The organism is Coleofasciculus sp. H7-1, assembly GCF_057473865.1.
The window spans coordinates 229,063-255,094 of sequence record NZ_JBYCCT010000034.1 but is presented as its reverse complement, the minus strand read 5'-3'; the positions used below and the strand labels follow the sequence as shown (position 1 = coordinate 255,094).

The window sequence follows — 26,032 nt, the reverse complement described above, 5'->3', positions numbered from 1 at the left end:
CGTGATGCTAGCGGCTAAGCCAAGCGTCAGCGAAAAATCGTCCTTTCCAGCCCCTGTTAACCCGGTAAGCTCAGACGACGGCTTGTTTCGTATCTCCCAGATGGAGCGTTAATTAGCCCCAAGCTTAATAGAAGAGCCACGTCTTTGGTAGTCATTTCTTCACAAATCTGCTCAACTAATTTGTCAGCGAGATATGCCCTGACGACAGGCGGCAGGGTGAAATTAGTCGAGGTTTTTTCAATCAGCGATCGCCGTCGCAAAGATTCCATTGCTTCTAGCTGCTGTCGTTTCGATACTCCCGGTACCCCCTCGTCTGGCAAGGAACGGATGGGAACTAACTTGTGACGAATTGCCAGCCAGTACATGACTTTTTTTTCTAAATCCGAGAGGCGATTGAACTGCCCATCTAATAGGTCGCGGATATCCCCGAAAACAACCAGACCTTCTGCTAAAAAGTCGGTAATATTCCCGTCAAAGACATCTTGAATCGTCGTTGCCACGATTTTCAGAACTAACGGATTTCCGGCATAGCGGTTGATCAGGACTCTACATTCTTCGGCTGAGCCAACTAAACCTTTGAGTTGCAGTAACTCTTGTCCATCGGATGCTGATAACCCCCTCAGTTCTAGGGAACGAATGGGTAAGTTTTCTCCTTCCAGGGAGGCAATTTCTTTCGGTTTCTCCCGACTGGTGAGAACCAGGCAGCTGGGATGGCGTTCTTCTCCCAGACGCCGGAACAGTTCCCCATATCCCTCATATTCGGGACGATAGTACCCAGCGTGTTGGATGGGGGACAAAACTTCCTCAGCTCGATCTAGGATGATCAGACAGCGGTGCGATCGCAGATAAGCCATCAGTTGGGAAATTCCCTCATCTGCGGTGGCGTCGCCGATTATTTCCTGCCCTTGAGACAGAAAGTGAACCAAGTTTGCCACCAAATCTTGAACTGATGGAGCATGACGTAGCGATCGCCAGATGACAAACTCAAAATCTTGCTGAATCTGTTCTGCCAGCTTCACGGCGAGAGCAGTTTTTCCGATTCCCCCCATCCCCAACAATGCCACTAAGCGGCAGCTGTCGTGGACAATCCACTGCTCTAAGGTTGCCAGTTCTTCCTCGCCGCCGTAGAAAGCTGCTACATCAATCACTTCTTCCCAATCTTGGGAAGCGATCGCTGCCCCGATGGCAGATGTCTCAGCTTGACTTTCTTCGGGTAAGTTAGCGGAATCTTTTTTATATCCAGCTTTTGAGAGCAAGTTGGTGACGCGGCTCCAGTTCTTTATTTTTATTACGTCACCCGTCTGGCGAATCAGGAGTTCTTGAATGTATTTGTACAGCCCATTAGATAAGTAAACTCTAACGGCACTGCTAGTGCGACTTTTGTAGACAGTGTCTGCTATTTCTGCTGGACTGTAGCCACACAGCAATCCTCTTAAGAATTTCTTCTCAACAGGTGTCAGACTCCTTCCTTTGGCAGATCCCAAATCTATGTAAAGCTTCTCTAAATGCCAATTATTTGCTGCTTCTGCAAACTCGTCGTCCTGCCGCTCAACAGTTGATGCCATTCCCTTGCATTGCTATCCCTAATAAAGGCTATCAACGCCTGATTCTAACGGATTAATTATGAAATACTAACGAAGTTACGATGAAGTTATAACGAATTTAATAACGATTGTTAGGCGAATTTTTCTGAATATTTTGGCTATCCTTAAATTTTAGGAAGACTTCATGAAACTTTCATCTAAATTTCATTAAAATTTCACAGTTTTTTTGGAGGGAAAAGAAGGTGAAGCAATGGTTTTCCAAGGTTTTAACGGCATCTGCCTACCCTGCGGCTTAATTATATTGCCCTGCCCTCAGAGAAGGCATCCGTAAATAAACTGAAGTGATTTCCGTATTTCAAAACCTAATGGTTTCTCCTGCCGTTGAGCGAGTTGATAAAAAATTATGATGTTGATCCGCGAACTTGTCGAACAAGCACTTACTATCGGATATTTAACAGTTGAAGCTGAAGATCAACTGCGACAGTTATTAAGAAAAAAGTATGACCACGAGGATTTTAATGCCTTCATGACCTTGCAGCAAGCCGCAATGGCAGGTCGTGTCAAGCAGCAATCGCGCGAACTGATGCGGTTATAAGCAGTGGTTCGGGGTTAATTTTTAGAGTCAATGACTTGACAATTAAGAGTGTGAATGGTTCTGAGGAGCGGGGTTGAGGCAAATCCTAGCAAAAAAAGTCACTCTCTAGGCTTATTGCTCTTTCCAATCCTTGTCAAACTCGTCGTCCTCGTCTTCAAATCCCCAGTCGTCCTCATCCTGATTGGTTTTCCGTACAGGTTCAGGTTCCTGATAGGGCGGTGTAATCACCCGGTAACTGGCATCATAAACCGCTTCAGTTTTTCCAACCCCAGAATTGCGCGGTTCCCGGTAGCTGTAAGAATAAACGGAACCCGATCGAGAGGCGCTTTTCGGTTCTTGCTGACGCTCGTAGGTTGTACGATTTTCTTCTACAAATTCTTTTCCCAACGGTTGCGGACTCGGAGTGCGATCGCGTGGTTCCTCCGATTCATCCCAGTCATCGTCGTCCGCAACCTCCTCTTCCCAGTCATCTCCATCCGCATCGGTATTAGTTGTCTCCGGCGGCGGGGGAGGTGTGTAACTGGTTTGTTGAGTGGTAGAGGTAGATTGGGCAGTTTCACGCCGCGACTGGCTAGAACGAGGCGCTGCGGCTTCTAGTTTGCGGATGCGTGCTTGCAAGGGACGCCTTTGCAGATAGCTCAACAATTGCCAGAAACTGCCAGTCAGGGCACCCGTTGCGATCGCTGCCAAAATCCAAACCCCTACAGGCAGCGCTTGCGTCTTCGCGCCCAAAAACACCAGCGCTAGCACCGGCGACAAATTTTGTAAAGCAAGTAGTGCTACGGAGCCTAGCACCAACATCAGCAGTAAAATCCGAATCGCAGGCATATCAATTAAAAATTAAAAATTAAAGCTTAAAAATGCAGAATTTCTGCTTGTATTTTTAATTTTACATTTTTAATTTTTCATTTTCCTTCCCATCGGTTAATCGGGACACAGTCAATATCCAGCTGATCTAAGGCACGCGCCACCACAAAGTCCACTAAGTCTTCAATTGTTTGGGGATTGTGGTACCAGGCGGGAATTGCTGGGACAATTCTGGCACCGGCTTCTGCCAAAGCGGTCAGGTTACGCAGGTGAATCAAACTGAAGGGTGTCTCGCGGGGCACGATAACCAGTTTACGCCCTTCCTTGAGTTGTACATCTGCTGCCCGCTCCAAAAGGTCGGAACTTAAGCCAGCTGCCAGCTTCGCCACGGTACTCATACTACAGGGAATAATTACCATCCCTAGGGTGCGGAAGGAACCACTGGCAATATTGGCTCCCACATCGCCCCAAGGATGGCAGTAAAGTTTACCCTTCGTTTCCACTCCAGCTTGCTGTCGCCAAAATAGTTCCTGTGCCACTGCTTCTACAGGCATCCGGATATTCTGCTCTGCCTGCCAAACCATATAAGTAGATTTGGAGGCAACCAGTTCGACGCTGTACTCAGCTTGGAGCAGAAATTTTAAGGCACGCACGGCGTAAATTAAGCCGGAGGCACCCGTGATGCCGAGGATAAGGGGTTTGGTCATTAGGTAATGGGTAATGGGTAATTGGCTAATGATTAATGGCGAATTGTTCAAGAGCCATTCGCCATTAATCATTAGCTAGTCATCCAATTCAGTATCAACAGAAGGATCTGCCTCTATATCCTCATTGCTAGCTTCGCTACCACCACCGACAATGACCAAGTCAATTTGCTGACGGTAGTAATCAACGCTCTTGACTTGGACTTCCACGCGATCGCCTAGACGATAGGAAACGCGGCTTTTCCGTCCTACCAAGCAAGCATGACGGGAGCGAAACTCGTACCAGTCATCTTTAAGAGAGCTGACGTGTACCAGTCCTTCCACTAGCAAGTCCTCAATTTCCACAAAGAAACCGTAAGACTGGACGCCGGTAATTAACCCCTGGAAGACTTCCCCCGTGCGCTCCTTCATTAGCTCGGCTTTTTTGAGTCCTTCCAGATCCGCTTGTGCATCTGAGGTCAGCTTTTCACGCTCGTTGAGATGCACAACGATACCCAGTAGCTGGCTTTCTAAATCTTCTTGCACGTCTGGCGGCAAGACATTCCAGTTGATATTTCCGTGGGAGGAACTATGACGCAGATTCACACTTTCTTTGGTACGAGTAGTCCGGCGATCGCGTCCTTTCTCAAACACGGCAAGCAATACCCGCGACATCAGTAAATCTGCGTAGCGTCGCAGCGGGGATAAACAGTGGGTGTAGGGGCTTTCGTCATCGCCTATCCCCAAAGCCAAACCAAAGTGAGAGCCTGGAGCCGTGCTGTAAGCACACGATCTCAGCGTGGACTGCAACAGATACATCAAGACTCGCTCCGACTGGGATTGAGCGAACATTTGGGTAAAACGTTGATAATCCCGCGATGTCACCGCTTCTTCCTGCTCTAGGCGCAGTTCCATTCCCAGATTACTCGCCAACTTCATCAATTCCTGCACATCCTCCGGGTCTGGAGAAGGCTGAATACGATACGTTGCAGGCAGAAAGAGCGCTTGCAAATGGGTAGCGATCGCTTGATTTGCCAGGAGCATCAACTCTATGACTAAAGAACGCACTCCTCCCGAAAATACAATCGCTCCCAGGATGCCTTCATCGTTGTAGTGCAATTGAGTACCGGGCAGATTTAGTTCAAATCCTCCCCTACCTAAGCGCTGTGCTTTTACTGCCGGACTCAGCTCGTAAAATAACTGACTGAGCATTTCAAACACTGCCGGTTCGGCATCCTGATGACGCTCTAAAATTGCCGTAGCTTCGTCATAACTCAGTTGGCGATCCACCTGAATCACGGTGGGTTGAATCTCATACTCCACCATTTGTCCGGTGGCGGAATCTAGGGTTAGCAGTACCGAGATCGCTAAACGAGCTTCACCGGGTACCAAAGAGCAGCAACTTGCAACGGCATCCGGCAGCATCGGCAGCACCATGTCTCCCAGATAGACGGTGTTTCCTCGCTTGCGAGCTTCCCGATCCAGCGCTTCTGAAGGCTCGACGTAGTGGGCAACATCCGTGATGTGGACGCCCAACTGCCACAGTCCAGCCTGTGTTTTGTTCAAAGTCAGAGCGTTTTCTGTAACGTGCTGAGTGGTTTCGTTCTCACTTCTGGCTCCTGAAGGCTCAGGAATAAAGGCAAGGGTTAACAAATTACGCAAATCCAGCCGGTGCTTGAAATCTTTTTGACTCGGCTGTTTGGGCAATTCCTCTGCGGATCTCAGCACCTCAGCCGGAAAGTTGCGAGGCAAGTCGTGCTTGCAACAGACAATATCGGTGTCTGCGGCTGCTTCTGCATTGCTACCGAGAATGCGAGCGACTTTGCCAATCGGCGGCTGGGATGCCAGGGGATAGCGCAAAACTTCGACGTGAACCAGGTAATCGATAGCTTCCGCCAAGTTTTGACCGTTCGGCACCAGATTCAGTTCAAATAGCAGCCGATCGTCTAGAGGGACGGCTCTAAAGCCGGTTTCGGCTTGCTTAACTCTTGCCAAGACTGAGGGATTGGCTCGTTCCAGAATCAGCCGCACTTCCCCTTCTGGAGAGCGTTTGCGGTTTCCTTCTTTGGTGACTTTGACCAGAACGCGATCGCCATTCCAGGCTGTACTTAGATGGCTCTCCCGGACGTAAATATCCTCCGCTCCCTCTACCTCCTGAATGGCAAAGCAAAACCCCTTACTTGAACAGCGCAGTTTTGCTTCGACGACATCTTCTTCTTGGACGCGCCGATACTTGCCGCGCTCTTTGACCAAAATGCCAATTTTTTCTAAGGCATCCAAGGCAATTTGTAGTTTAGTTAAGCTCTCTTCATCCTGGCAATGCAGTTTTTTTTCCAAAACCTTGGGAGCTACTAATTTGTCATCCGTGAAATTAGAAAGTAGTGTAGCGATTGAAAATTCCATGCAGCTATGAGTTTGCCTCCACCATAAAAACAATTCTGTTTGTCTAAATTTGTCAGTTGGTAGAGACGGGATAACCTTGTCTCTACGACAGTTGCTTCTTTCTTGCCACCGACCACTGACTGCTGACTGCTGACGTCTGAAAGCGACTTTTCTCCTTGTTATCCTGACGCCATGCCCGGAAAGCATGGGTATTTTTACCCTGATGTGGCAGCGCCAAATTCGCCGCCTTTTTAAGAGCTGCCTCGCTGCTACGTTGGTGGCGCGTTTCTCACCCTACAGTAAGCGAAACATTGTCATCGTCACCGAACGGCGATGCTCTAGCCTTAGCGCTACGCGAGGAGACACATATGGCGATATACGCTATGCGAGGAGTCGCAGATAATCGCGGCATACGCTACGCGAGCGGAAGATTTTGGACTATCGATTTTAGACTTTGTAAACAGGCAAAATTTTGTCTCTTTACAGATTTTGGACAACAGACGGCTGCGTTTGGGAGTCTCTAGTCCACGGTTTTTAGTCTTGAATCCACAGTCCACAGTTGAGCGTCAAGGGAACATCGTCAGGCAACCATCCCTCCTTCACCCCGCCTTTGCTAGTATCAAGCAGATGTCCCGAACAAGAACTCCGGATGCAACCAGCGACTGGCAGCAACCAGTGCTTTCTCTGTTCAGGTGCTTGACGACAAGCACTTTGTCTTACTGCCTTTTTTCAAGTCAACCGCTGTGAAACGGACTCGGTGACTTGCAAGCGTAGCGGGCAGTAGCGAATGGTTTTATACCATACCGATGAACAGTCTCTAATTATTTTAGTTTCTCGCGGTACCTTCTCTAAAATCGTTTTTCAGGGAGCGTACTATACTTAACGTTGATGGGAGCCAAAAAATCCCACTAGGTTTAGGGGGTGGGAGTATTATGTTTTCTCAATTCCGAGTTCGTTATCCCTTAGGCAGCCTGACCACCGAGTTACTGACCATTCATGAAGGAAAGTACGTGGTCAAAGCCGCTGTTCAAGTCGAAGGTGTTATCCTGGCGACAGGTTTGGCAGCGGCAGGTGAGATTGAGCTGGCAGAAGACAAGGCAACAACCAGAGCGTTGAACTGTTTGGGAATTCCAGCAGGAATTTCTACCCAAAGCAACGCTCCGGTCACGCAGTCTGATGCTCAGATTACACAGACTGTTGCGGTTGAGGTGCCAGTGGGGGCGATCGCTAACCCCAAACGCGAAACCGTCATTCCGTCAGAAAGCTCTCCACAGCCAAGCTCAAATCGGATGTTTTCCGATCCAGCCAGCTTCAATGACATGGCTGAAATGTCCTTCTCAGATCGGGGGCAAAAAGCAGCCGCTTCACCACCTCCCGTCGTGCCCTCGAATCAGGATGTCCCGTTTGCTGAGGAGTATTCCCCTGCCGATACCGAGCTTTATGGGGACGATGCTGCAAGCGAGACACCAGAGGAAATATCGGGAGGCTTCTTTGGCAGTCAGTACAATCAGTCAATGACCGCATCGCCTGGTTATCACGCCAGCGAAGAGGTCATTCAGCCGAGTCCGATGGATATGACCATCGGTGGCACGAGTTCTGCTGCCGAGGAGATGGACTTGTCGGAAGCGATGGCTAGAACCACGGTAGAAATTAAGCGCTTGCGCTGGACTGCCGAGCAAGGAAAAGATTATCTGAAGCGAACCTACGGTAAGCGAGGTCGTTCGGAGCTGAATCAGGAACAATTGCTGGATTTCCTGCGTTATCTTGAATCTCTACCAACACCAGAAAAGTAACTGGGCAAAATTGAAAATAAAAAATGGGGGAATGCTCCATTTTTTATTTATGGGATGTGCAACTTTGTGTATTTCTTCCCTAATTGATGGGGGCTAAGGGGATCTGGCAAACTTTGCTTGACATTTCGCTCCCCCCAACCCCCTATCAATTGAGGGGCTAACAAAAAGTTGCACATCCCGTTAATTTTTATTTATACAGCGGCGACGGGGGTGCTGATAGCTGAGGGACTCCGTTTAATCACCTGATCGATCAAGCCGTAGTCCTTGGCTTCCTCTGATGACATGAAGAAATCGCGCTCGGTATCGTCCTGAATCCGCTCGATGGGCTGACCTGTATGTTTAGCCAGGTATTCGTTCAGCTGTTTTTTGTGGTACAGGATTTCCTTGGCTTGGATCTCAATATCGGTGGCTTGACCTTGAGCGCCGCCTAGAGGCTGGTGGATCATGATCCGGGAATGGGGCAGACTCATCCGCTTGCCTTTGGCACCGGCGCTGAGGAGGAAAGCGCCCATACTAGCCGCTAATCCGACACAGATGGTGGAGACATCGGGGCGGATTTGATTCATGGTGTCAAAAATGCCCATACCTGCGGTGACGGAACCGCCAGGAGAGTTGATATACAGGTAAATGTCTTTCTCCGGGTCTTCGGCGTCTAGAAACAGCAGCTGAGCCACGATTAAGTTGGCAAGGTCGGAATCAACCTGTTGTCCCAGGAAGATGATGCGCTCCCGGAGGAGCCGGGAGTAGATATCAAAGGCACGTTCGCCACGACCTGATTGTTCGATAACGGTAGGAATCATGGAGTCTGCTTTTTCGGGTGATTTTTCTTAATTTTAGCGATTGTAGGAGAAAGTACCGGGTGCTGGAAATACTACCGATAAAACCCTAGCCCTCTTTTGTTACTTTCTTCAGCGAAAAAGGGCAAAGCATCGCATATTGCTTGTTGTCCTCGTCAGGAAACAATCGCCCGACTGGGTGAATCAATGGGACGAAGTGCGATCGCTACAGCAAATCGTACTGTTAAAACTATCCTGGGATGGAGGGAACCGAGTCATGTCTAAAAGACTTCTGCAAGCTGTCACGATTACCTTTTTGCTCAATGTACTTGCAGCACTTAGCGTACCGACAGCAATTCAGACGCCAGCGCGATCGCTCTCAACAGCCAAATTCAACACCAATGGTGAGGCGATTTGGATCGACTTCTGCACAACTGCGTCCTGATTAACAAAGGAGTCGCCCGATCTGACCGTGCAATTTAAAGATAAAGAAGAAAAAAGAGCAACTGATTATTTCATGAACGATCGTATAATTTTTATATATAGCAATCCTATTTAAGTTGTGCGAGAGTATTCGCCTTAGTGTAGAGACGCGATTAATCGCGTCTCTACAGGGGTTCGCGAATCATTTAGGATTGCTATATCAATGTCATATTTTATGACGAAAGAAAGTTGATCTAACATGAAAAAAAGTATTTTTCTATTTTTGCTATTAGCCTTAGGATCTTTCTCAGTAGTTTATTACTATTGGAAACAGGCGACCCAACTTCCTGAGTGGTATACTAGCAAAGAAAAAACTACAACTCAAACTACACAAATTGACTTTCGCAATGAAGCTGAAGTCAAAACAGTTAAAGCAAGGTTGCAAAGCAAGGTTGATACCAAAATAGAAAATAGTATTGAGGCTAGCCAAGGGTTGCAACCAAAATTAGGCAGGCGGAATGGAGGCGATGAGAAGACTGCTATTGATAAAATTCCCGAAAATACTCAAGCGGAATTAGGTAGTCAAAATATAGAAATTGATTTGAGCGAAAATGAAGTGAATGATTTGGTAATTTCAACAATTGCTAAAGATAAAAACAATAGTAAGTTACTGGCATCTACCAATATCAATACAACTATCAAAAATGGACATTTAGAAAGTGGACTTGTCTTCAATATCTCAGATGTTCCAAAAGAGGAACTGAATCAACAAGAGAAAGAATTGTTAGAAAAGGTAATCGAAACATTCCCCTTCTTAGAAGACAAGGAAGTTTATATTGGCGTGGAAGGTAAGCCAAGGGTAGAAGACGGTCAATTAAAACTTGAGGAAGAAACAAAAATTAAAGTGGGGAATTTGAGTTTTACGACATCAGAACTTTCCCAGCGACTGGGAATTCCTAAAGAGAAGATTGAACAAAGATTGAAACTGGAACTTGAACTGGGACGCTTAAAAATAAACGATATAGAAATTAAAGAAAATAACGCTTCGATCAAAGGTTCGGTTAACTGATGCAGTCGCTAGGTCACGATTGACCAGAATCTAGCGTCGGATGGAGCGATCGCTTTATTCCTCACGCTAAACTGCTAGAGGTGAAAACGTACTCATATCGAGTTCTGCTATTAGCCCCATGACCAATCGCCTGAATCAAGCTGAAAGCCTGTACCTCCGCAAACACGCCGAAAATCCCATCGACTGGTGGCCTTGGTGTGAAGAAGCCCTAGAAACCGCCAAGCGTGACAATAAGCCAATTTTCCTATCAATTGGCTACTCCAGCTGCCACTGGTGTACGGTGATGGAAGGAGAAGCGTTTTCCGACCAGGCGATCGCAGAGTACATGAACGCCAACTTTATCCCGATCAAGGTAGACCGGGAAGAACGACCTGACATTGATAGTATTTATATGCAGGCGTTACAGATGATGGTCGGTCAAGGCGGTTGGCCCCTGAATGTCTTTCTCTCTCCTGAGGATCGGGTGCCGTTTTATGGCGGTACATATTTTCCGGTAGAACCGCGCTACGGGCGTCCCGGATTTTTACAAGTGCTGCAAGCGATTCGTCGTTACTACGATACAGACAAGACGAAGTTGGACGCTGTCAAAGAAGAACTTCTCAGTCATCTTCAGCAAGCAGCCATTCTGCAAACTGGTTTGGGGACGGGTTTAAAACCTGCCCTGACAAACAAGGATTTGCTACAGCAGGGGTTAGAAATGAATACCGGGGTAGTGACTTCTAGCGAACGTGGCGCTAGTTTCCCCATGATGCCCTATGCCGAGTTGGCGCTGCGAGCAATTCGATTTAATTTTGAATCCAAATACGACGCTAAGCAGGCGTGTACCCAGCGCGGTTTAGATTTGGCACTGGGCGGTATTTACGACCATGTAGGCGGCGGCTTTCACCGCTACACGGTCGATCCCACCTGGACGGTGCCGCATTTTGAAAAAATGCTCTATGACAATGGGCAGATTGTCGAGTATTTGGCTGATTTGTGGAGTGCTGGCATACAAGAACCGGCATTTGAAAGAGCGATCGCAGGTACATTTCAATGGCTAAAGCGAGAAATAACGGCACCGGAGGGTTATTTCTATGCTGCCCAAGATGCGGATAATTTTACCCATCCAGAGGAAGCAGAACCAGAGGAAGGGGCATTTTATGTCTGGACTTACCCTGAAGTAGTAGAATTGCTGACTCCAGAAGAGTTAGAGGAAATTCAACTGCAATTTACCGTGACGCCGGGGGGCAACTTTGAAGGTCTCAACGTCTTGCAGCGCCGCCATCCGGGGATTTTGAGCGAAACAGTGGAAACGGCACTCGCAAAGCTATTTGAAGCCCGTTACGGTACGCCACCCGCTGTCCTAGAAACCTTTCCTCCTGCCCGCAATAACCAGGAGGCAAAAACTGGCAATTGGTCGGGTCGAATTCCGCCCGTGACGGATACTAAAATGATTGTGGCTTGGAATAGCCTGATGATTTCAGGTTTAGCTAGAGCTTACGGGGTATTTGGGAAGGAAGAATATCTGTCCTTAGCTGGAAAGGCTGCTAATTTCATTTTGGATTGTCAGTGGGTGGAAGGGCGCTTCCACCGTCTCAACTACGACGGGAAACCTTTGGTACTGGCGCAGTCGGAAGATTATGCTTTGTTTATCAAAGCGCTGCTAGATTTGTACCAAGTGACTCACGCTAGTTTCTGGATGGAGAAAGCGATCGCCCTTCAAGAAGAATTTGACGAATTCCTCTGGAGTGTGGAACTGGGTGGATACTATAACACCGCCAGCGATGCCAGTAGCGATCTGTTAGTGCGAGAACGCAGCTATGTGGATAATGCCACACCAGCGGCGAATGGGGTAGCGATCGCTAACTTGGTGCGTCTGGCTTTACTCACCGAAAATCTTACCTATCTCGACCGCAGCGAACAAGCTTTGCAAGCCTTCAGCAGCGTCATGCATCAGTCACCTCAAGCTTGTCCCAGTTTGTTTACCGCCCTGGATTGGTATCATCACTGTACGCTGGTTCGCACCACTGTTGACCACCTTACTTCTTTGGTTGCTCAATATCTGCCTACAACCGTATCTATGCCAGAGTCGAATCTGCCATCGGGGGCGGTGGGGTTAGTTTGCCAAGCCCTATCTTGTCTGGAACCTCCCCAAAGCCGCGACCAAATGTGGGAACAAGTGCAGCGAAGTCAAATTCGCAATTAACAATACCAAATTAGAAATTAAAAATGTAAGATTCAGTTCTTCTTTTTTAATTTTTAATTTCACCTTCGTCGTTATCCCATTTTGTTTTTGGTTTGCAACATATAGACTTCTTAGCCTCCTTTAAAAGGGGCGGTTCGGGGATCGTTAATGTAGCGCATCTCCCCTGTTTTAATTGTGAGATGCCAGTGGTTCAGATACCCGACTTCTAGGAGAAGTCGGGTATCTTGCATTGCATTCACAAATTATTTAGGAATGCTATATAGACTTTCTGCTTTATTTCTGTTATGATGAACTTGATAAGGAAGAACTAGGCTTTGATAATTTTATTGGATATATTTCCATTATTTAAGTATACCTTGAAGAACCCAATTAAGAAAGTAATATTTAATATAAATTTTGCGCGATCGCCTGTGCTTGCAGTTGTCCTCAGTCATAATTAAAAATGCCAGAACCAGTAGATTTGCAGAACTAACCGTAACGGGTGGTTGTTCTTAGTTATTAGCCCTGAATTATTACCAATAACTAATGACAGCCTCAACATAGGTTTCTTTACACTCACCTACTTAATTTTTAATTTCAGAAGGCGGAATTTTCTCAAGGCTAATTAAGGCTTCCATCACTGATTTCACTAGGGGTGCGGCTACGGTGGAACCATAGACCTTTCCCTTCGGTTCATCGACAACAGCTAGAACGACATAGCGGGGAGCATCCACCGGAAAAACGCCAACAAAGCTAGTGATTCTGGCAGAGCTAGAATATCCCCCTGTAGAACTGGCTTTCTGGGAAGTGCCCGTTTTCCCCCCAATTCGATAACCTGGGATTTGTGCTGCTTTCCCCGTACCCTTCGTGACTACCGTTTCCATCATTTCTAACACCGTCTGAGTAGTCGCTGGAGAGAAGACGGGGCGCGGCGTGGGTAGCGTTGGCTGCCAGTACATCTGCCCTTGGGAGTCGATTAGCCCCCGGACGAGATGGGGAGTCACCAGTTTGCCGCCATTGGCGAGAGCAGCGTGCAACTGAACGAGATGGATGGGGGTGAGGGAAAATCCCTGACCAAAGGAGGTGGTAGCTGGTTCAATCCGAGATGACGTAAACTGCTCAGAGCTTTTCATTTGTCCGGGTGCTTCAAAGGGCAGATCGATGCCAACCGCTTGCCCAAGTCCCAGCCGTTCCAGCCAACCGTAGTAGATACTCGGCTTCAGTTGTTGCATGACTTGTACCATGCCGACGTTGCTCGACTGTTGTAGAATCTGAGAAATCGTCAGGGCACCGTGACCGCCGCCTTCAGCATTTTTGATCTGCCAGCCAGCCACCTGAATCTGACCTCGGTCATAGAATACAGTGTCGGGTTTGATGGCTCCAGCTTCCAGCGCGATCGCTACATTGAGCGGCTTAAACGTCGAACCCGGTTCGTAAAGGTCTGCCAGCGCCCAGTTCTTAAACAAACCCACGTCAGCTTTAGAATACTCATTCGGGTTGTACGTCGGCTCTGCAACCAGTGCCAGCACCGCACCATCCCGCGCATCCATCACAATAACAGTGCCCCGTTTGGCACTAAACAACTCCATCTGTTGCTTGAGGGCAGAACGAGCCGCACGTTGCAGGCGATTATCAATTGTCAGCTGGAGTTGCAGCTCATCAAAATGCAGCAATCCTGCAGGTACGCGATCCGGCATCAACGTTCCGTTCCCAGTGCGACTGAGTCGGACGGTGCGGACAGCGCGGACGAGTAAATTTTCCTGACTATATTCCACACCCGCCTGACCGCGATGATCGACATCCACATAGCCCACCACGTCTGCTGCCAGATCCTGCTGAGGATAGAGGCGGGCGTAATGTTGAATCAGCTCTAAGCCATCGGTTCGCAAATGGGAAATATCGTCAGCTTCTTCTTCCGTCAGGGCGTAGGCAACCCGAATTCCACTTTCCCGCTGGTTGAACTGCTTAACCAAATCGTCGGCAGAAATTCCCAAAATCACCGCCAATTTCGCCGCAATTGCCTGTTTAGATTGTTTAAACAGCTTTGGGTGGGCGTACAGCGTATAGGCGGGACGGTCAGTCGCCAAAACGTTACCACTGCGATCCACAATCGAGCGGCGGGGAACAAACGGGCGCAGATAGACCATCTGCTGCTGTCGCGCTTTTTGCAGCAGGCTCGGTGCCTGCACCACTTGTAGGCGATACAAATTCATCGCCAGTCCTAGCCCGCCCAGAGACATGATTAGCCAAACAAGCAGCAGCCGCAAGGATGAAGTACCCAGCAGCAAGGATGGAGAGCGCAATAGGCTCCAATCAAAAGACTTCTGTGGCGATGTCTTCTCCTCTTGCCAATTTTCGCCGCCTTGCTTTGGTTCTGATGACTGACGACTTTTGCCGTTCCGAGTGGGTTTTCGAGGCAGTTTTTTCACTGACTCTGGCATTCCACTTCCATTCTGGTTCAACTCGCCCGTCCCTTTGGCAGTTCCAGAAACCTTTTGCGTAGGCAGCGCCCTACGATTGCTGACTCCTGACTTTTCCATTCCTCGTTAATAGCCCAGTGGCGTAGTTGGGGATGTTTCTGAGTTAGGAGTCGCGGCTGGTTTGGGCAGTGACTGGCGCTGGGGCGCTGGCGGCAGAAAGATGGTGTTGGCTGGATTGGGAGCAACCAGACCCGTACCCGGAAGTTCAGCTTCTTGAGCCAGCTGGTTTTTCAGGGCTTCATTTGCCGCCGTCATTTGCCGCTCGTGGCGTTGCAAAGTTTCCAACTTGCGGTACTCCTGGCTCCACATCTGCTGAGTATAGACCGTCCAGGCATAAACTCCCAGGGTGCTGGCAATCAGCAAGAAGCATACCAGGTTGGAGGTGCGCTGCAATGTCACCAGCGATCGCAGCCATGCGGGTGTTTGTGCCTGAAATTCCCGCTGTTGGGAGCTTCTGTTACGGGTTCTAGACGATGAACGGCTTGCGGAACGCGACGGCATCGCGTTCCCTCTGGGTTGCCGCGAAGAAACAGCGCTTCTTCTATCCGGACGGTGACGATCTGGAGTCAGGGAGTGAGGGGCAGCAGCCATAAGTAGTTCTTGTTATTAGTTATCAGTTGTCAGTTGCTAGAGACGAGATTTTTCGCCGCTCAAGGTCAGTTTGCTTTGCCACTGACTGTCACTGCACTGACAAAGGACAATAAACCAATCAATTTAAACTCTAGACACAAGAGCTGTCCATAGTCCATATTTTCTCGCATCGAATGCAGCATTCTTGTCGAGATGGCTCATCGATAGCGAAGGTTGACCTAGTAAGCTACCTTCAACGCAACCACAGCTTATCACTCTCCCATTGCGTCTTTTGGTAAAGTCGTCGCCATTGTTTTGAGATGAACGGGTGAAGCGGGATGAAGGATGTAGGGCGTTGGGATGCTTAGGGAAGCGGCTGGGGAGCAGCTCGCATTACTTACAGGATAGGATGAGGGATGAATTTCTTCTTCCGAGTTTTTGGCTGCTGACTCCTGAATGGTAGCGTCCTTCTCCTCACCCCGTGACAAGGGTTTGGGCGGCATCAGGGGAATTTCAACGATAAACTCTGCACCTTGACCGAGTTGGGAGTGGCATTGTAGCGTGCCTTTGTGTTGGGTAACGATGATTTGATAACTCACTGCTAAACCCAATCCACTGCCCTGACCAACGTCTTTCGTCGTAAAAAAGGGGTCAAAGATTTTCGACTGAATTTCTGAAGGAATTCCTGGCCCGTTGTCAGCGATCGCAATCCGCACGCCAGCGACTCCCTGAGAGCAGTTCGGCACCAATTCGGTACGCAAGACGATTTTTTTGTCTTCTGATGACCCCCGACTGAGCGCTTCTATCGCATTCATCAGAATACTCAAAAAGACTTGATTGAGTTGCTTCGGGTAACACTCCACTAAGGGCAAGTCGCTATAGTTTTTCACTACCTGTATCCCATTGCTTAGCTGACTGTGCAGCAAGAACAGCGTATTTTCCAGCCCTACGTGAATATCTACTGGTTTCAGGGACGCTTGATTGTGGCGCGAAAAGTTCTGCAATGATTTAACAATTTCGTGAATCCGCTGGGCACCTGTCTGCATCGAATTCAAAATGCGTGGTAAATCTCTCAGGAGGAAATCTAGCTCTACTTCCTCAGTTAGCTTTTGTAATTCAGCATCTGAATTGGGATAAAGCGTTTGATAGCCGCGCACTAACCGAATCAGGTCATCTACATACTTTTCTACATAAAAAATATTGCCGTAGATAAAGTTCACTGGATTATTAATTTCGTGGGCAACGCCAGCCACCATCCGACCCAGACTTGACATTTTTTCACTTTGAATCAGCTGGGATTGCGTTAGCCGCAGTTCGATCAGCGTTTGGGCGAGTTCCTTAGCTTGAGCGGCGCTTTCTACTGCCTGCTGCTGAGTTTTGGCGTATAAGTTGGCTTGTCGAATAGAAATCGCCAGTTGATCGGCAACCGCTTGGGCAAGTGTCCGGTCATTTTTCGACCAATACCGGATCTGCGAACACTGATTGAGATAAAGAATTGCGTTGAGTGTCCCGTTCGCCTGCACTGGCACTACCAGAGAAGATTTTATCTGGGCTTTTTGATACTCTTCGTTTGCTTCCCCAATTCGGGCATCTTGCTTGATGTCGGGAATGCTCACTTGTTGACGATGCTGGATCGCCCATTGGGTCAGTGGCCCGTGAGTATCAAAGTCATCAATGGTAGAGGGAAAAGGCTTCCGACACACCTCAAAGAGGTATTTCCGCCTAAAAGCGGCACCGTCAGCGGGCAAGGGGTGCAGCAAGGAAGTTTTATCCGTTTGCTCCCCGGCTCCAGACGCGATAATTCTTGTCTCTACAAGCTGCTTCCCAGCTTCCCGGCTTCTGTACTCCTCTTCCAAAGTGTCGCTATGTTCCACCAGATGAACTAGACACCGATCTGCTGACAGCGCCTGCATCAGATGAGCGATCGCTTCACTCAGAATTGTTTCTAAGTTAAAACTCTGCCGGGTTTGACTGGTAATCTGATTCACCAGTTGCTCTCTTTGAGCTTGTTTCTGGGTTTGCTCGTAAAGCTGAGCTTGACAAATGGCAATTTCTAGCTGCTGGGCAATGGCTTGCAGAAATTCAATTTCGGAGTTTGACCAGGTGCGGGGTTGCTCTGAAATACAGACAATAAAGCCCACCCACCCTTCTTTTCGCTTAACCGGAACGAATAAGTTAGCCATGTCCCAAGGGGACGCACCTTGGGAGCGTCCACTGCTCTCGATTTGCCGATTGCTCCGCCTTAGCCAGGAAAGCCATCGATTCATCATCCCTACTGTCGTTGGCTGAGAACCCGCTGTTTGGCTGTTGATGATTAATTTTCCGGCAGCGATCGCACTCTCCAGTGCGCCAAAAGTTTCTAATGGATGGTATCCCAGTTGCGAATTCTTTTGCCCATTGATCCGCTCGCAGACAACTTGTACCCGCTTGGTATCCTCGAAATACCACAAAAAACAACACCTATCTAGGTGTAGCAACGTGGCAATTTCGTCCACTGCCGTTTGTAGCACCACTTGCAACTCCAACGAGTTGCGGATGCGATCCACGATTTTCTGTAGCAGTGCCCAATGCTTTCGCGGGTACTGAATCCAGGCTGGAAGTAATTTGCTGATATAAGCCACAAGAGGAAACACGCCGCCTCCCTTGAAATCTTCTTGCGCGTCTAGTTTGCTTAAAATTTTAGGCAGCGGTCAATCGTCCTGTTGTCAAGTCATTAGCAACTCGTAAGCTTTGTTAGCTTATCAGTCACTTCGGTCATAAATTGTATTCAGAATCACTGATACTGAGCCTCCACATCTCCATAAAGGTTGATTTTCTAGTTTCATTGGCTTGCTTTGACTGAGAAAACTGAATTCGCTCCTCAATGTGGAAGTTATCGAAAATTATCGCATAGACAGAATCTCCCCTAACTGGTAGAGTTTTTCAGAAGGGTTCTTTGGGGATTCTGCTAAAAAAAAATTGAAAAAACCCAAAGCAATATCACTCTCAGGAGTGAGTGTGAATCCAGTAGAGCGAGAGTATTCTTTCCTAAGTACGAAACCTGAAGAATCCGGTGGGACGCACGGAATTCAGGCTTGGGGAGAAAGGAACCTCTAGTCGTTTGGGATAACCAAAACTAGCTAAGAGGACAGGTAAAACCAAGAATCCCAGGTTTCACCGGCGGGAGCGTCCAAGCAAAAACCGCAATATTGTGATTAAATAGCAAACGATTCCTTTGATTGCAATCTCTTAAAGAGGAGTGTATGAACAAAAAAATAGTGAGTCTGCTTTTAGTTCTCGGCTTAGCTACCACCTTGGGAGCTTGTCAGGAAGGAACGGGCGATGGTGGAACAACTACCAGCCCTTCGCCTGCTGCTACTTCTCCCAGCCCTTCTCCCACTACATCCCCTTAGCGATCTAGTTTTCCAGCCTGACTTTCCTTAAGGGAATTCATCCCTGAATGGGAATAAAAGCTGGGATGGGGTTCTGACGCACCTGAACCGCCGATCTGGTAATTGCTCCTCACACATTCACTCGGTATCTCTGAATATTGACACCCAAGACAACTGTTATATTGGCAACAACTGACTGGGGAAGACAACTGGCGTCAAAAGCATTGGTTGGCTTACCTAGAGTCTGGGTAATGGCTGACTATGTTTATATGTTGTTGCGGTAGGCGGCTTTGGCATAAAATGCGACTACTGCAATTTAGTACTTCTCACTATTGTCGAAAAGCCAGACTGGGGCTAGGTTACAAGCAAATTGCTTATCAAGTTGAAAATTTAACCCCAGGGCTACATATCCTCAAACTCAAGCCACTCACCGGACTCACGACAGTGCCGGTGCTTCTGCCACAGGTAGAAGATATGCAGGCAGTCAGCGAAGCTACGGCGTTAGAGACTCGGCATGAACTGCAAGCGATCGCTGACTCGACGCGGATTTTACAATTTCTAGATCGCTATCGTCCAGAACCAACACTATCACTACCGGAGCGCCAGTTACAGGTAGAAGCCTTGATGCTGGAAGATTGGCTGGATGAAAGCATCGGTACGGCGACTCGCTTTGTATACTATGATTTTCGTGCCGGTGCTGGTAAGCAAATCGACCCTTCACCGTTTAGTCAGCTGGTGATCCAGGTGGTGCGGCGGCAATATGGAATTAACCAGGCAACAGTGGAACTGGCAGCAAATCGGCTGAAGGTGGCAATGGAAGTGTTGTCCAGCCGGTGGCTCAATAACCTCTACCTGGTGGGCGATCGCTTAAGCGTTGCAGATATCGCCGCCGCAGCTTTACTCAGTCCTCTGGCGCTGATTCCTCAATACCGCGAAGATTATCCCTGGTTATTTGAGCGCATTGAGCAGATTCACGTTCTTTGCCGGGAACAGCTACCCCCCGGACTGGGAAATTAAAAATTAGAAATTAAAAATTAAAAATACACTAAATATTAAAAATAGAAATGAAAAAGCCCATTTTTTCACTATGGATTTTGCAATTTTCATTTCAACTGCTGGGGGTGATGCCTGCTAGGGGATTGCCACCACCGGAGGATATCCCTGAGGAAGTATTGCGGACAGAGATTATTACCGAGGCGCGATCGCCTATCGACGGCAAGCGACTCACTGCTGCTGAGTATGCCCAATTGCAGAACTCTCTGCAAACCCGCCCTTCTGCAACATCCCAGGTGAATCCCAAACTGCGAGAATTAGTTTTTCTGCTCCGCGTGCGGCGACTGCTGCGTACCTTTGGTATCCCCACTCCCAAGTAAATGCGGCAACTACTATAGATATTCGCGTTCCTGGTGATGGTAATAGCAACGAGAAAAGCGTTTGCCTAAGTAAGTCGCTATTATAAACTGCGTACACCCCACTTAAAATCTGCCTTTGTTTGCTATACCTACTTGCTTGCTCCTACTCTTAACTCAGTACTCTGATGAAGACGTAGATCGCGGTAATTCTAAAAGCGGTCAGTTTCAGGCTAGATGACGATGCACTTTTATTTACATTGTCCCAGGTAAGAGAAACAACTGTGTCCTGCTACCGATGACAAAATATACAAAAATCAAAAAATGTATATAAATATTAAAGTGCTGTTAACCAGAGGGAGATGCTCTATCTTCAACCGCTAGCTGCTATAGCCCTACCATACGGGAACAGGGCAGACGCTACGCGCCCACTTGCCAATGATCCGAGCGATCGCGCTGGCGCGTCCAAAAAGCTCTATCGAGAACCCATTCATTCAAGACCTTTAGGATAAGTAGGTTTATGTCCATGACCATCGCCCCCGAACAGATTGAGCGGATTGTTTGGAATCAACATCAAGATCCATTTGAAATCCTGGGTGCCCATCCCATTCAGCAAAATGGCAAAACCGTCTGGGCAGTGCGAGCCTACCTACCCAATGCCAACGCCGCGTGGGTAGTTCGCCCCCAAGAACGGACAGAATATCCTATGCAAGCAGTGCATCACCCTCATTTTTTTGAATGCACCATTGAGACGCCAGAACTGGCAAACTATCAGCTGCGGATTCAAGAAGGGGAACACGAGCGTGTTATCTACGACCCATACGCCTTCCGTTCTCCCCGCCTGACAGACTTTGACCTGCACCTGTTTGTAGAAGGGAATCATCATCGCATCTATGAGAAACTAGGTGCCCATGCGACGGAAATTAATGGGGTGACAGGAGTTTATTTTGCCGTTTGGGCACCCAATGCCCGCAACGCCTCTGTTTTGGGGGATTTTAACAACTGGGATGGTCGCAAACATCAAATGCGTAAAGGTTCCACCGGCATTTGGGAACTGTTCATCCCCGGTTTGGGCATTGGGGAACACTATAAATATGAAATCAAAAACGCCGACGGTCACATTTACGAAAAATCCGATCCCTACGGCTTCCAACATGAAGTGCGTCCTAAAACAGCATCGATTGTCACTGACTTAGATTCCTACCAATGGAATGACCAAGATTGGATGGAAAAGCGCCGCCACACCGACCCGCTAGCCCATCCTATCTCTGTGTATGAAGTGCATCTAGGGTCTTGGCTGCACGCTTCCTCCGCTGAACCGGCGCGGTTGCCAAATGGAGAAACAGAGCCAGTTGTAGTCGTCTCTGACTACAAACCAGGGGCGCGTTTCCTCACCTACCGGGAACTGGCAGAACGGCTGATTCCTTACGTTAAAGAGCTGGGATTTACTCATATTGAATTATTGCCAGTCGCTGAGCATCCTTATGATGGCTCTTGGGGATATCAGGTAACAGGGTACTATGCCTGCACTTCCCGTTATGGGACACCTGAGGACTTAATGTATTTTATTGACCAGTGCCACCAGAACGAGATTGGGGTGCTAGTGGACTGGGTTCCGGGTCACTTCCCTAAAGATGGTCACGGTCTCGCCTTCTTTGATGGCACCCACCTTTACGAACACGCCGACCCCCGCAAAGGCGAACACAAAGAGTGGGGCACTCTAGTATTTAACTACAACCGCCATGAAGTGCGGAACTTCCTGGTTGCCAACGCCCTGTTCTGGTTTGACAAGTACCACATTGATGGGATTCGTGTGGATGCTGTGGCGTCGATGCTTTACTTAGACTATTGCCGTGAGCATGGGGAATGGTTGCCTAACCAGTACGGCGGCAGAGAAAACATTGAGGCGGCTGATTTTCTGCGTCAGGCAAATCATACGATTTTCAACTATTACCCTGGCACCCTGTCGATTGCGGAAGAGTCAACTTCCTGGCCTATGGTGTCTTGGCCTACCTACGTAGGGGGACTGGGCTTTAATTTGAAGTGGAACATGGGCTGGATGCACGATATGCTGGACTATTTCCACATGGACCCCTGGTTCCGCCAGTTTCACCAGAACAATATTACTTTCAGTATGTGGTACAACCACAGCGAGAATTTCATGCTGGCGCTATCTCACGATGAGATAGTTCACGGCAAGAGTAATATCATTGGCAAGATGCCGGGGGATGAGTGGCAGAAGTGCGCTAATGTTCGCTGTCTGTTCACCTTTATGTTTACTCACCCTGGCAAGAAGACTCTGTTTATGAGCATGGAGTTTGGGCAGTGGAGTGAGTGGAATGTCTGGGGTGACTTGGAGTGGCATTTGTTGCAGCATGAGTCGCATCAAAAGCTGAAGCGGTTTATGAGTGAACTCAACCATGTCTACCGCAGCGAATCGGCTCTTTTTACTCAGGATTTCGCTCAAGAAGGCTTTGAGTGGATTGATTGCACCGACAACCGCCATAGTGTGGTGTCGTTTATCCGTAGGGCGAAGGATTCGGAAGAGTTTATTGTCACTGTGTGCAATTTTACTCCTCAGCCGCATAGCCACTACCGTGTAGGCGTCCCCGAACCAGGATTCTACACCGAACTGTTTAACAGTGACGCCCGCGAGTACGGCGGAAGTAACATGGGCAATTTAGGCGGTAAGTGGACGGATGAGTGGTCGTTCCACAATCGTCCTTATTCGCTAGACTTGTGTTTGCCACCGCTGGGAGTGCTGATTTTGAAGCTCGACCGAGAAAAGACCGCAACAGCGATGCAGCTTCGCCTATCTCAGGCATAATAGGGTTTCTCGTTCCCAGATAACTGTTCTGGGAACGAAAATCTGGATGCGATCGCATTCTCTACTACTGAGCCATAATCGCGATCGCATTCTCTACTACTGAGCCATAATTGCGATCGCATTCTCTACTACTGAGCCATCATCGCGATCGCATTCTCTACTACTGAGCCATCATCGCGATCGCACAGATTACACTTTACAACTTTTATCTTGCGCTGTTCGCATCGCTCCCAGAATGGTCGAAATAAATACACACCGTTTGACTTCCCCACCATTCTTAATGTTCAGTGTTAGCCTTGCCAGATATAAGTTCTCTTGCGGATTCATAATCACGCAACCTCTGTAGTCAAACCGGACTCGGCGCGGACTACCTAATGACTGTGAAGCTAAGGTGGTATTAGGAGCGTCTATTTGAATATTTTGCTCAAAATTCTGCCATTGTCCGGCGCTAGGGTTGATACCGGCACGGTGAACTGCCCACTGAACGACTTCATTTTGTTGTTGAAAGCTGGCTTCCCAAGCAACTTTGTCTCGCTTGGCATTGCTTTGGGCTTCTCGCATCGCGCGGTAAACTTGGTTTTGGGCGACTCTAAGGCGTTGAGCATTTAAAAATGCTAGCCAACTTGGGGCAGCGATCGCGCTCAAGATCCCTATTATTAAAATTACGACTAAACTCTCTATCAGCGTGAACCCACCGCTGGAGCAATTAGATAACTTTTTACGCATTAGCTAGAACTAAAAAAGACGCACCCAACTTCTCAAGTTTCCTCTTTCGGTGTGTCTTTTGAGTTCCGTAGCTTCACGGATTTTTGGGATAACCCTAGTTTTTTAACTAATTACATTCAGCAGCATCTTTTCCAGTTTGAATTGTCCCTACAAGAGTCCTCACTTTGACGCATCGCTTTACACTAGAGCTGTTGGCAACAGATACAGTGACTTTCAATAGAGGATCTGGTTCGGGGGCAGGTAGATTGTTTAGATCGCTGACTCTGCCCTGATAGTCAAATGTGAATGAGTTTGGACTAGCAATAACTTTAATTTGATCGGGCTTGATGTCTTGATTTTCTGCTAAAGTCTTCCATCGAGGGTCATTGTCAGCAGGGGGAGTACTAGCAGTAAGGGGGGTAGTGCCAGCAGGATAAACGACAAATTTTGGGAGTTGATTGGGCAGGGTTTTAAAACTAATGCTATAGCTGAGTTTTGTCCTCTTAGCTTCTCGTTGCGCTTCTTGAAGCCCTCGCAAGACACTATCATTAACTGCATTCATCCGTTGACGGTTCACAAAAGCAAGCCAGCCAGGAGCTGCGATCGCGCTCAAAACCCCGATGATTATAATTACTACCAGTAACTCGATCATCGTGAATCCAGAGTTAGAGGCAGTTGGCTTGTCCCTACGCCAATCTTTCTTTGCTACTTCTACTAGACGCGATCGCTGTAATATCTTTGATATAACTAAGCTTTTCATAATTTCCTCTTTGCTTATTAAAGACCCAGCGAACCTCGACCTTTTACCTGGACACTTACAGATGGACAAGATGTACCAGGCGTGCTGGTATCGCAAGTAGCATCTGGTTTAAATCGAGCTGTGGCATTTCCTTTGATAAACACTTGTGCTAGGGCTTGAGCTGGATCTACGACACAAGCATAAAAGCCGTTTATTCCAATAGGTTTAACTGTCGGCTGTCCTGTAGTAGGTTGGCAAATTCCTATAGCTGAATCGGAGTCAATATAATCAACTAGGATGCGTGTAGGAGCCTCATACGCAGCAGCGCCTTTTGTCCACTGAGTCATGATGCTTGTGATGCCACCCGACAGGGTGCTGTCAAACATCTTAAAACCCTTATTTTCAGCCTTTTCAGTACCAAGATACGCTGAGGAATTACTAGCCAGAGCCACAGTATTTTTGGGATTTTTTATTCTATCCTCAATTTGAAATCGCCCAATCCGAGCCTTATTAGACCACGTATTGTCAGAAGTTTTAATTAGATAGTAGCCAACCAAAGAATAGACTACAGCATCATCACTCTGAGTTTTAGCTGCCCCCGTTACAGGGATCACACCTTTTTTTACTTCCCGCTTCCAGAATACGACGACAGGGGTACAGTTGCTACCAGTAGCACAACCAGGGGAGGTGCCAGATGCGGGTGGTAATTGGGCTTTGATTTTATTTAACCCATCGGCATCGTAGATATAAACTGCCTCTTGCAAATCTTGGGCGATGTAGCCAAGCGCTGATTGAATTTCTTGCTCAGTGTTTGCCTTTGCCTGTTCTTTGCGATCTGTTTCCAAGATGTTGAGCATGAACCCTAGCAAAGGCGTTATTACTAGAGCTGCCATAATCATAGCTACCAGCAGTTCAATCAGGGTAAAGCCGCCTGTTTTCCGACCCAGATAAGAGCGCTTTAGTTTTAGCTGAGTATTAAGAATAAATTCGAGTGGACTAATCATGCTGCTGTTTCCCCTTTTGCTGACCAATATAGAGCAGTCAAAGAATTTGAAATTCGCTTTGTTTACTCCAAACCAGCCTCTACTTACAACCGTTGGTGCGAGCGCACAAATCATTCAAAGAGGATTTACCTGTTGGGGCAATTTCCGTGGTTGTTTCTACGAGTGGTTTTGTAGCTGTGACTCCCCCACCAAAACTAGATTGGGTTTGACCTTTTTCCAACGTCGTACCGCTCTTAAAGGCATCTGCTCTGTAAACTCGCACACCAAGGCTGTAGCCTTTGCTGGCATCACTTGTATTAGAGTACCCAAATCCCTGAACTATCATGTCTTGAAGGCTATCTGTGGTACAGCCAGGTTTATCAACACTGTCACCATTAACGCAGTATAAGTTATCTGGTGAAGTGCAATAACCTACATTTACGATATTGGTGCAGGTCAAAGTTCCGGAAGTGGGAGGAGGTAAAGCCTCTAACTTCATAGTTGTGCTGACAGTTGGAGCCTTAACAGTTCCAGAACGGACACCATCAATGTAGGTTGAGGCGGCTTTAGATGCCAATTCCACCCGTTTAGCCTGTAGCCTGGTTGCTGTGGAGAGAACGATGACTGGCGCGATCGCTGTCATCAAGATCGCAACCACGATAATAGCCAGTAACGACTCAATCAGGGTGAAACCAGTCTCGCTTGACGGTGAGGAAACTTGCTTGTGCTTGCGCTTAATCATGGTTAGCTAGATCCACATAGGTTCTGGACA

22 protein-coding genes and 1 pseudogene are annotated in these 26,032 nt (G+C 47.9%); 9 read left to right on the top strand and 14 right to left on the bottom strand.

From position 1 onward, the window contains the following. Positions 1-56 precede the first annotated feature (56 nt). A complete protein-coding gene (locus tag AC2VDX_RS09500; protein WP_378182714.1) occupies positions 57-1,565 on the bottom strand; it encodes an NB-ARC domain-containing protein in 1,509 nt (502 codons plus the stop codon). Between the two features lie 382 nt (positions 1,566-1,947). Between AC2VDX_RS09500 and AC2VDX_RS09495 the strand changes: the two genes are divergently transcribed. Next, on the top strand, positions 1,948-2,139 hold the full coding sequence (locus tag AC2VDX_RS09495; RefSeq protein WP_378182711.1) for a hypothetical protein: 192 nt from the start codon (positions 1,948-1,950) through the stop codon (positions 2,137-2,139). Between the two features lie 111 nt (positions 2,140-2,250). Here the strand turns inward: AC2VDX_RS09495 and AC2VDX_RS09490 are convergent, their stop codons facing one another. The 4 genes from AC2VDX_RS09490 to AC2VDX_RS09475 form a co-directional block, all read right to left on the bottom strand. Continuing rightward, complete coding sequence (locus tag AC2VDX_RS09490) at positions 2,251-2,967, bottom strand: LapA family protein (protein WP_378182708.1); 717 nt, start codon at positions 2,965-2,967, stop codon at positions 2,251-2,253. A gap of 77 nt (positions 2,968-3,044) precedes the next feature. Continuing rightward, a complete protein-coding gene (locus AC2VDX_RS09485) occupies positions 3,045-3,653 on the bottom strand; it encodes a flavin prenyltransferase UbiX (protein ID WP_378182705.1) in 609 nt (202 codons plus the stop codon). A gap of 75 nt (positions 3,654-3,728) precedes the next feature. After that, on the bottom strand, positions 3,729-6,032 hold the full coding sequence (locus AC2VDX_RS09480) for a ribonuclease R family protein (protein WP_378182703.1): 2,304 nt from the start codon (positions 6,030-6,032) through the stop codon (positions 3,729-3,731). Between the two features lie 513 nt (positions 6,033-6,545). After that, complete coding sequence (locus AC2VDX_RS09475) at positions 6,546-6,683, bottom strand: hypothetical protein (RefSeq protein ID WP_486928141.1); 138 nt, start codon at positions 6,681-6,683, stop codon at positions 6,546-6,548. 260 nt (positions 6,684-6,943) lie between these two features. Here AC2VDX_RS09475 and AC2VDX_RS09470 point away from each other — a divergent pair, with 260 nt between their 5' ends. Further along, complete coding sequence (locus AC2VDX_RS09470; RefSeq protein WP_378182700.1) at positions 6,944-7,804, top strand: hypothetical protein; 861 nt, start codon at positions 6,944-6,946, stop codon at positions 7,802-7,804. Between the two features lie 191 nt (positions 7,805-7,995). Here the strand turns inward: AC2VDX_RS09470 and clpP are convergent. Next, positions 7,996-8,607, bottom strand: a pseudogene (gene clpP, locus AC2VDX_RS09465) (ATP-dependent Clp endopeptidase proteolytic subunit ClpP); the annotation flags it as partial. Between the two features lie 133 nt (positions 8,608-8,740). On the opposite strand from clpP, the gene AC2VDX_RS09460 reads away from it, so the two are divergent. From AC2VDX_RS09460 to AC2VDX_RS09450, 3 genes are all read left to right on the top strand, one after another. Further along, positions 8,741-9,025, top strand: coding sequence for a hypothetical protein (locus AC2VDX_RS09460; RefSeq protein ID WP_378182697.1), 285 nt, complete (start codon positions 8,741-8,743; stop codon positions 9,023-9,025). Between the two features lie 237 nt (positions 9,026-9,262). After that, positions 9,263-10,072 carry a hypothetical protein gene (locus AC2VDX_RS09455; protein ID WP_378182694.1) on the top strand — a complete coding sequence of 270 codons (810 nt, stop codon included), beginning with the start codon at positions 9,263-9,265 and terminating at the stop codon, positions 10,070-10,072. Between the two features lie 118 nt (positions 10,073-10,190). Further along, the gene (locus AC2VDX_RS09450) at positions 10,191-12,257 is read left to right on the top strand and encodes a thioredoxin domain-containing protein (protein WP_378182691.1); all 2,067 of its coding nucleotides are present in this window, start codon (positions 10,191-10,193) and stop codon (positions 12,255-12,257) included. A 563-nt stretch (positions 12,258-12,820) separates the two neighbouring features. On the opposite strand, the gene AC2VDX_RS09445 is transcribed toward AC2VDX_RS09450, so the two are convergent. From AC2VDX_RS09445 to AC2VDX_RS09435, 3 genes are all read right to left on the bottom strand, one after another. Further along, positions 12,821-14,677: a peptidoglycan D,D-transpeptidase FtsI family protein gene (locus AC2VDX_RS09445; protein ID WP_486928148.1), complete on the bottom strand. Its 1,857-nt coding sequence runs from the start codon at positions 14,675-14,677 to the stop codon at positions 12,821-12,823. 105 nt (positions 14,678-14,782) lie between these two features. Continuing rightward, complete coding sequence (locus AC2VDX_RS09440; protein ID WP_378182685.1) at positions 14,783-15,307, bottom strand: hypothetical protein; 525 nt, start codon at positions 15,305-15,307, stop codon at positions 14,783-14,785. A gap of 251 nt (positions 15,308-15,558) precedes the next feature. Beyond that, entirely contained in the window at positions 15,559-17,919 is a 2,361-nt protein-coding gene (locus AC2VDX_RS09435; protein ID WP_378182682.1) for a GAF domain-containing protein, read from the bottom strand. A gap of 609 nt (positions 17,920-18,528) precedes the next feature. Between AC2VDX_RS09435 and AC2VDX_RS09430 the strand changes: the two genes are divergently transcribed. From AC2VDX_RS09430 to glgB, 4 genes are all read left to right on the top strand, one after another. Further along, entirely contained in the window at positions 18,529-18,678 is a 150-nt protein-coding gene (locus AC2VDX_RS09430) for a hypothetical protein (RefSeq protein WP_378182679.1), read from the top strand. 279 nt (positions 18,679-18,957) lie between these two features. After that, the gene (locus AC2VDX_RS09425) at positions 18,958-19,674 is read left to right on the top strand and encodes a glutathione S-transferase family protein (protein WP_378182677.1); all 717 of its coding nucleotides are present in this window, start codon (positions 18,958-18,960) and stop codon (positions 19,672-19,674) included. 47 nt (positions 19,675-19,721) lie between these two features. Next, on the top strand, positions 19,722-20,030 hold the full coding sequence (locus tag AC2VDX_RS09420) for a hypothetical protein (RefSeq protein WP_378182674.1): 309 nt from the start codon (positions 19,722-19,724) through the stop codon (positions 20,028-20,030). Between the two features lie 496 nt (positions 20,031-20,526). Next, on the top strand, positions 20,527-22,833 hold the full coding sequence (gene glgB, locus AC2VDX_RS09415; protein ID WP_378182671.1) for a 1,4-alpha-glucan branching enzyme: 2,307 nt from the start codon (positions 20,527-20,529) through the stop codon (positions 22,831-22,833). Here glgB and AC2VDX_RS09410 read toward each other — a convergent pair. From AC2VDX_RS09410 to hpsB, 5 genes are all read right to left on the bottom strand, one after another. Next, complete coding sequence (locus AC2VDX_RS09410) at positions 22,824-22,955, bottom strand: hypothetical protein (protein ID WP_378182668.1); 132 nt, start codon at positions 22,953-22,955, stop codon at positions 22,824-22,826. The genes glgB and AC2VDX_RS09410 overlap by 10 nt on opposite strands. Before the next feature lie 67 nt (positions 22,956-23,022). After that, complete coding sequence (locus AC2VDX_RS09405) at positions 23,023-23,559, bottom strand: prepilin-type N-terminal cleavage/methylation domain-containing protein (protein ID WP_378182666.1); 537 nt, start codon at positions 23,557-23,559, stop codon at positions 23,023-23,025. A 106-nt stretch (positions 23,560-23,665) separates the two neighbouring features. Next, on the bottom strand, positions 23,666-24,298 hold the full coding sequence (locus tag AC2VDX_RS09400; protein ID WP_378182663.1) for a pilus assembly FimT family protein: 633 nt from the start codon (positions 24,296-24,298) through the stop codon (positions 23,666-23,668). A gap of 17 nt (positions 24,299-24,315) precedes the next feature. Further along, positions 24,316-25,281, bottom strand: a complete 966-nt coding sequence (hpsC, locus tag AC2VDX_RS09395; RefSeq protein WP_378182660.1) for a hormogonium polysaccharide secretion pseudopilin HpsC — start codon at positions 25,279-25,281, stop codon at positions 24,316-24,318. Positions 25,282-25,360: 79 nt separating this feature from the next. Then, on the bottom strand, positions 25,361-26,002 hold the full coding sequence (gene hpsB, locus AC2VDX_RS09390; protein ID WP_378182657.1) for a hormogonium polysaccharide secretion pseudopilin HpsB: 642 nt from the start codon (positions 26,000-26,002) through the stop codon (positions 25,361-25,363). Positions 26,003-26,032: the final 30 nt, after the last annotated feature.

Coding starts and splice junctions, on each gene's coding strand:
- AC2VDX_RS09500 (WP_378182714.1), bottom strand. CDS start 1,565: ATGGCATCAACTGTTGAGCGGCAGGACGACGAGTTTGCAGAAGCAGCA.
- AC2VDX_RS09495 (WP_378182711.1), top strand. CDS start 1,948: ATGATGTTGATCCGCGAACTTGTCGAACAAGCACTTACTATCGGATAT.
- AC2VDX_RS09490 (WP_378182708.1), bottom strand. CDS start 2,967: ATGCCTGCGATTCGGATTTTACTGCTGATGTTGGTGCTAGGCTCCGTA.
- AC2VDX_RS09485 (WP_378182705.1), bottom strand. CDS start 3,653: ATGACCAAACCCCTTATCCTCGGCATCACGGGTGCCTCCGGCTTAATT.
- AC2VDX_RS09480 (WP_378182703.1), bottom strand. CDS start 6,032: ATGGAATTTTCAATCGCTACACTACTTTCTAATTTCACGGATGACAAA.
- AC2VDX_RS09470 (WP_378182700.1), top strand. CDS start 6,944: ATGTTTTCTCAATTCCGAGTTCGTTATCCCTTAGGCAGCCTGACCACC.
- AC2VDX_RS09455 (WP_378182694.1), top strand. CDS start 9,263: ATGAAAAAAAGTATTTTTCTATTTTTGCTATTAGCCTTAGGATCTTTC.
- AC2VDX_RS09450 (WP_378182691.1), top strand. CDS start 10,191: ATGACCAATCGCCTGAATCAAGCTGAAAGCCTGTACCTCCGCAAACAC.
- AC2VDX_RS09445 (WP_486928148.1), bottom strand. CDS start 14,677: ATGCCAGAGTCAGTGAAAAAACTGCCTCGAAAACCCACTCGGAACGGC.
- AC2VDX_RS09440 (WP_378182685.1), bottom strand. CDS start 15,307: ATGGCTGCTGCCCCTCACTCCCTGACTCCAGATCGTCACCGTCCGGAT.
- AC2VDX_RS09430 (WP_378182679.1), top strand. CDS start 18,529: ATGAACAAAAAAATAGTGAGTCTGCTTTTAGTTCTCGGCTTAGCTACC.
- AC2VDX_RS09425 (WP_378182677.1), top strand. CDS start 18,958: ATGCGACTACTGCAATTTAGTACTTCTCACTATTGTCGAAAAGCCAGA.
- AC2VDX_RS09420 (WP_378182674.1), top strand. CDS start 19,722: ATGAAAAAGCCCATTTTTTCACTATGGATTTTGCAATTTTCATTTCAA.
- glgB (WP_378182671.1), top strand. CDS start 20,527: ATGTCCATGACCATCGCCCCCGAACAGATTGAGCGGATTGTTTGGAAT.
- AC2VDX_RS09410 (WP_378182668.1), bottom strand. CDS start 22,955: ATGCGATCGCAATTATGGCTCAGTAGTAGAGAATGCGATCGCGATTAT.
- AC2VDX_RS09405 (WP_378182666.1), bottom strand. CDS start 23,559: ATGCGTAAAAAGTTATCTAATTGCTCCAGCGGTGGGTTCACGCTGATA.
- AC2VDX_RS09400 (WP_378182663.1), bottom strand. CDS start 24,298: ATGAAAAGCTTAGTTATATCAAAGATATTACAGCGATCGCGTCTAGTA.
- hpsC (WP_378182660.1), bottom strand. CDS start 25,281: ATGATTAGTCCACTCGAATTTATTCTTAATACTCAGCTAAAACTAAAG.
- hpsB (WP_378182657.1), bottom strand. CDS start 26,002: ATGATTAAGCGCAAGCACAAGCAAGTTTCCTCACCGTCAAGCGAGACT.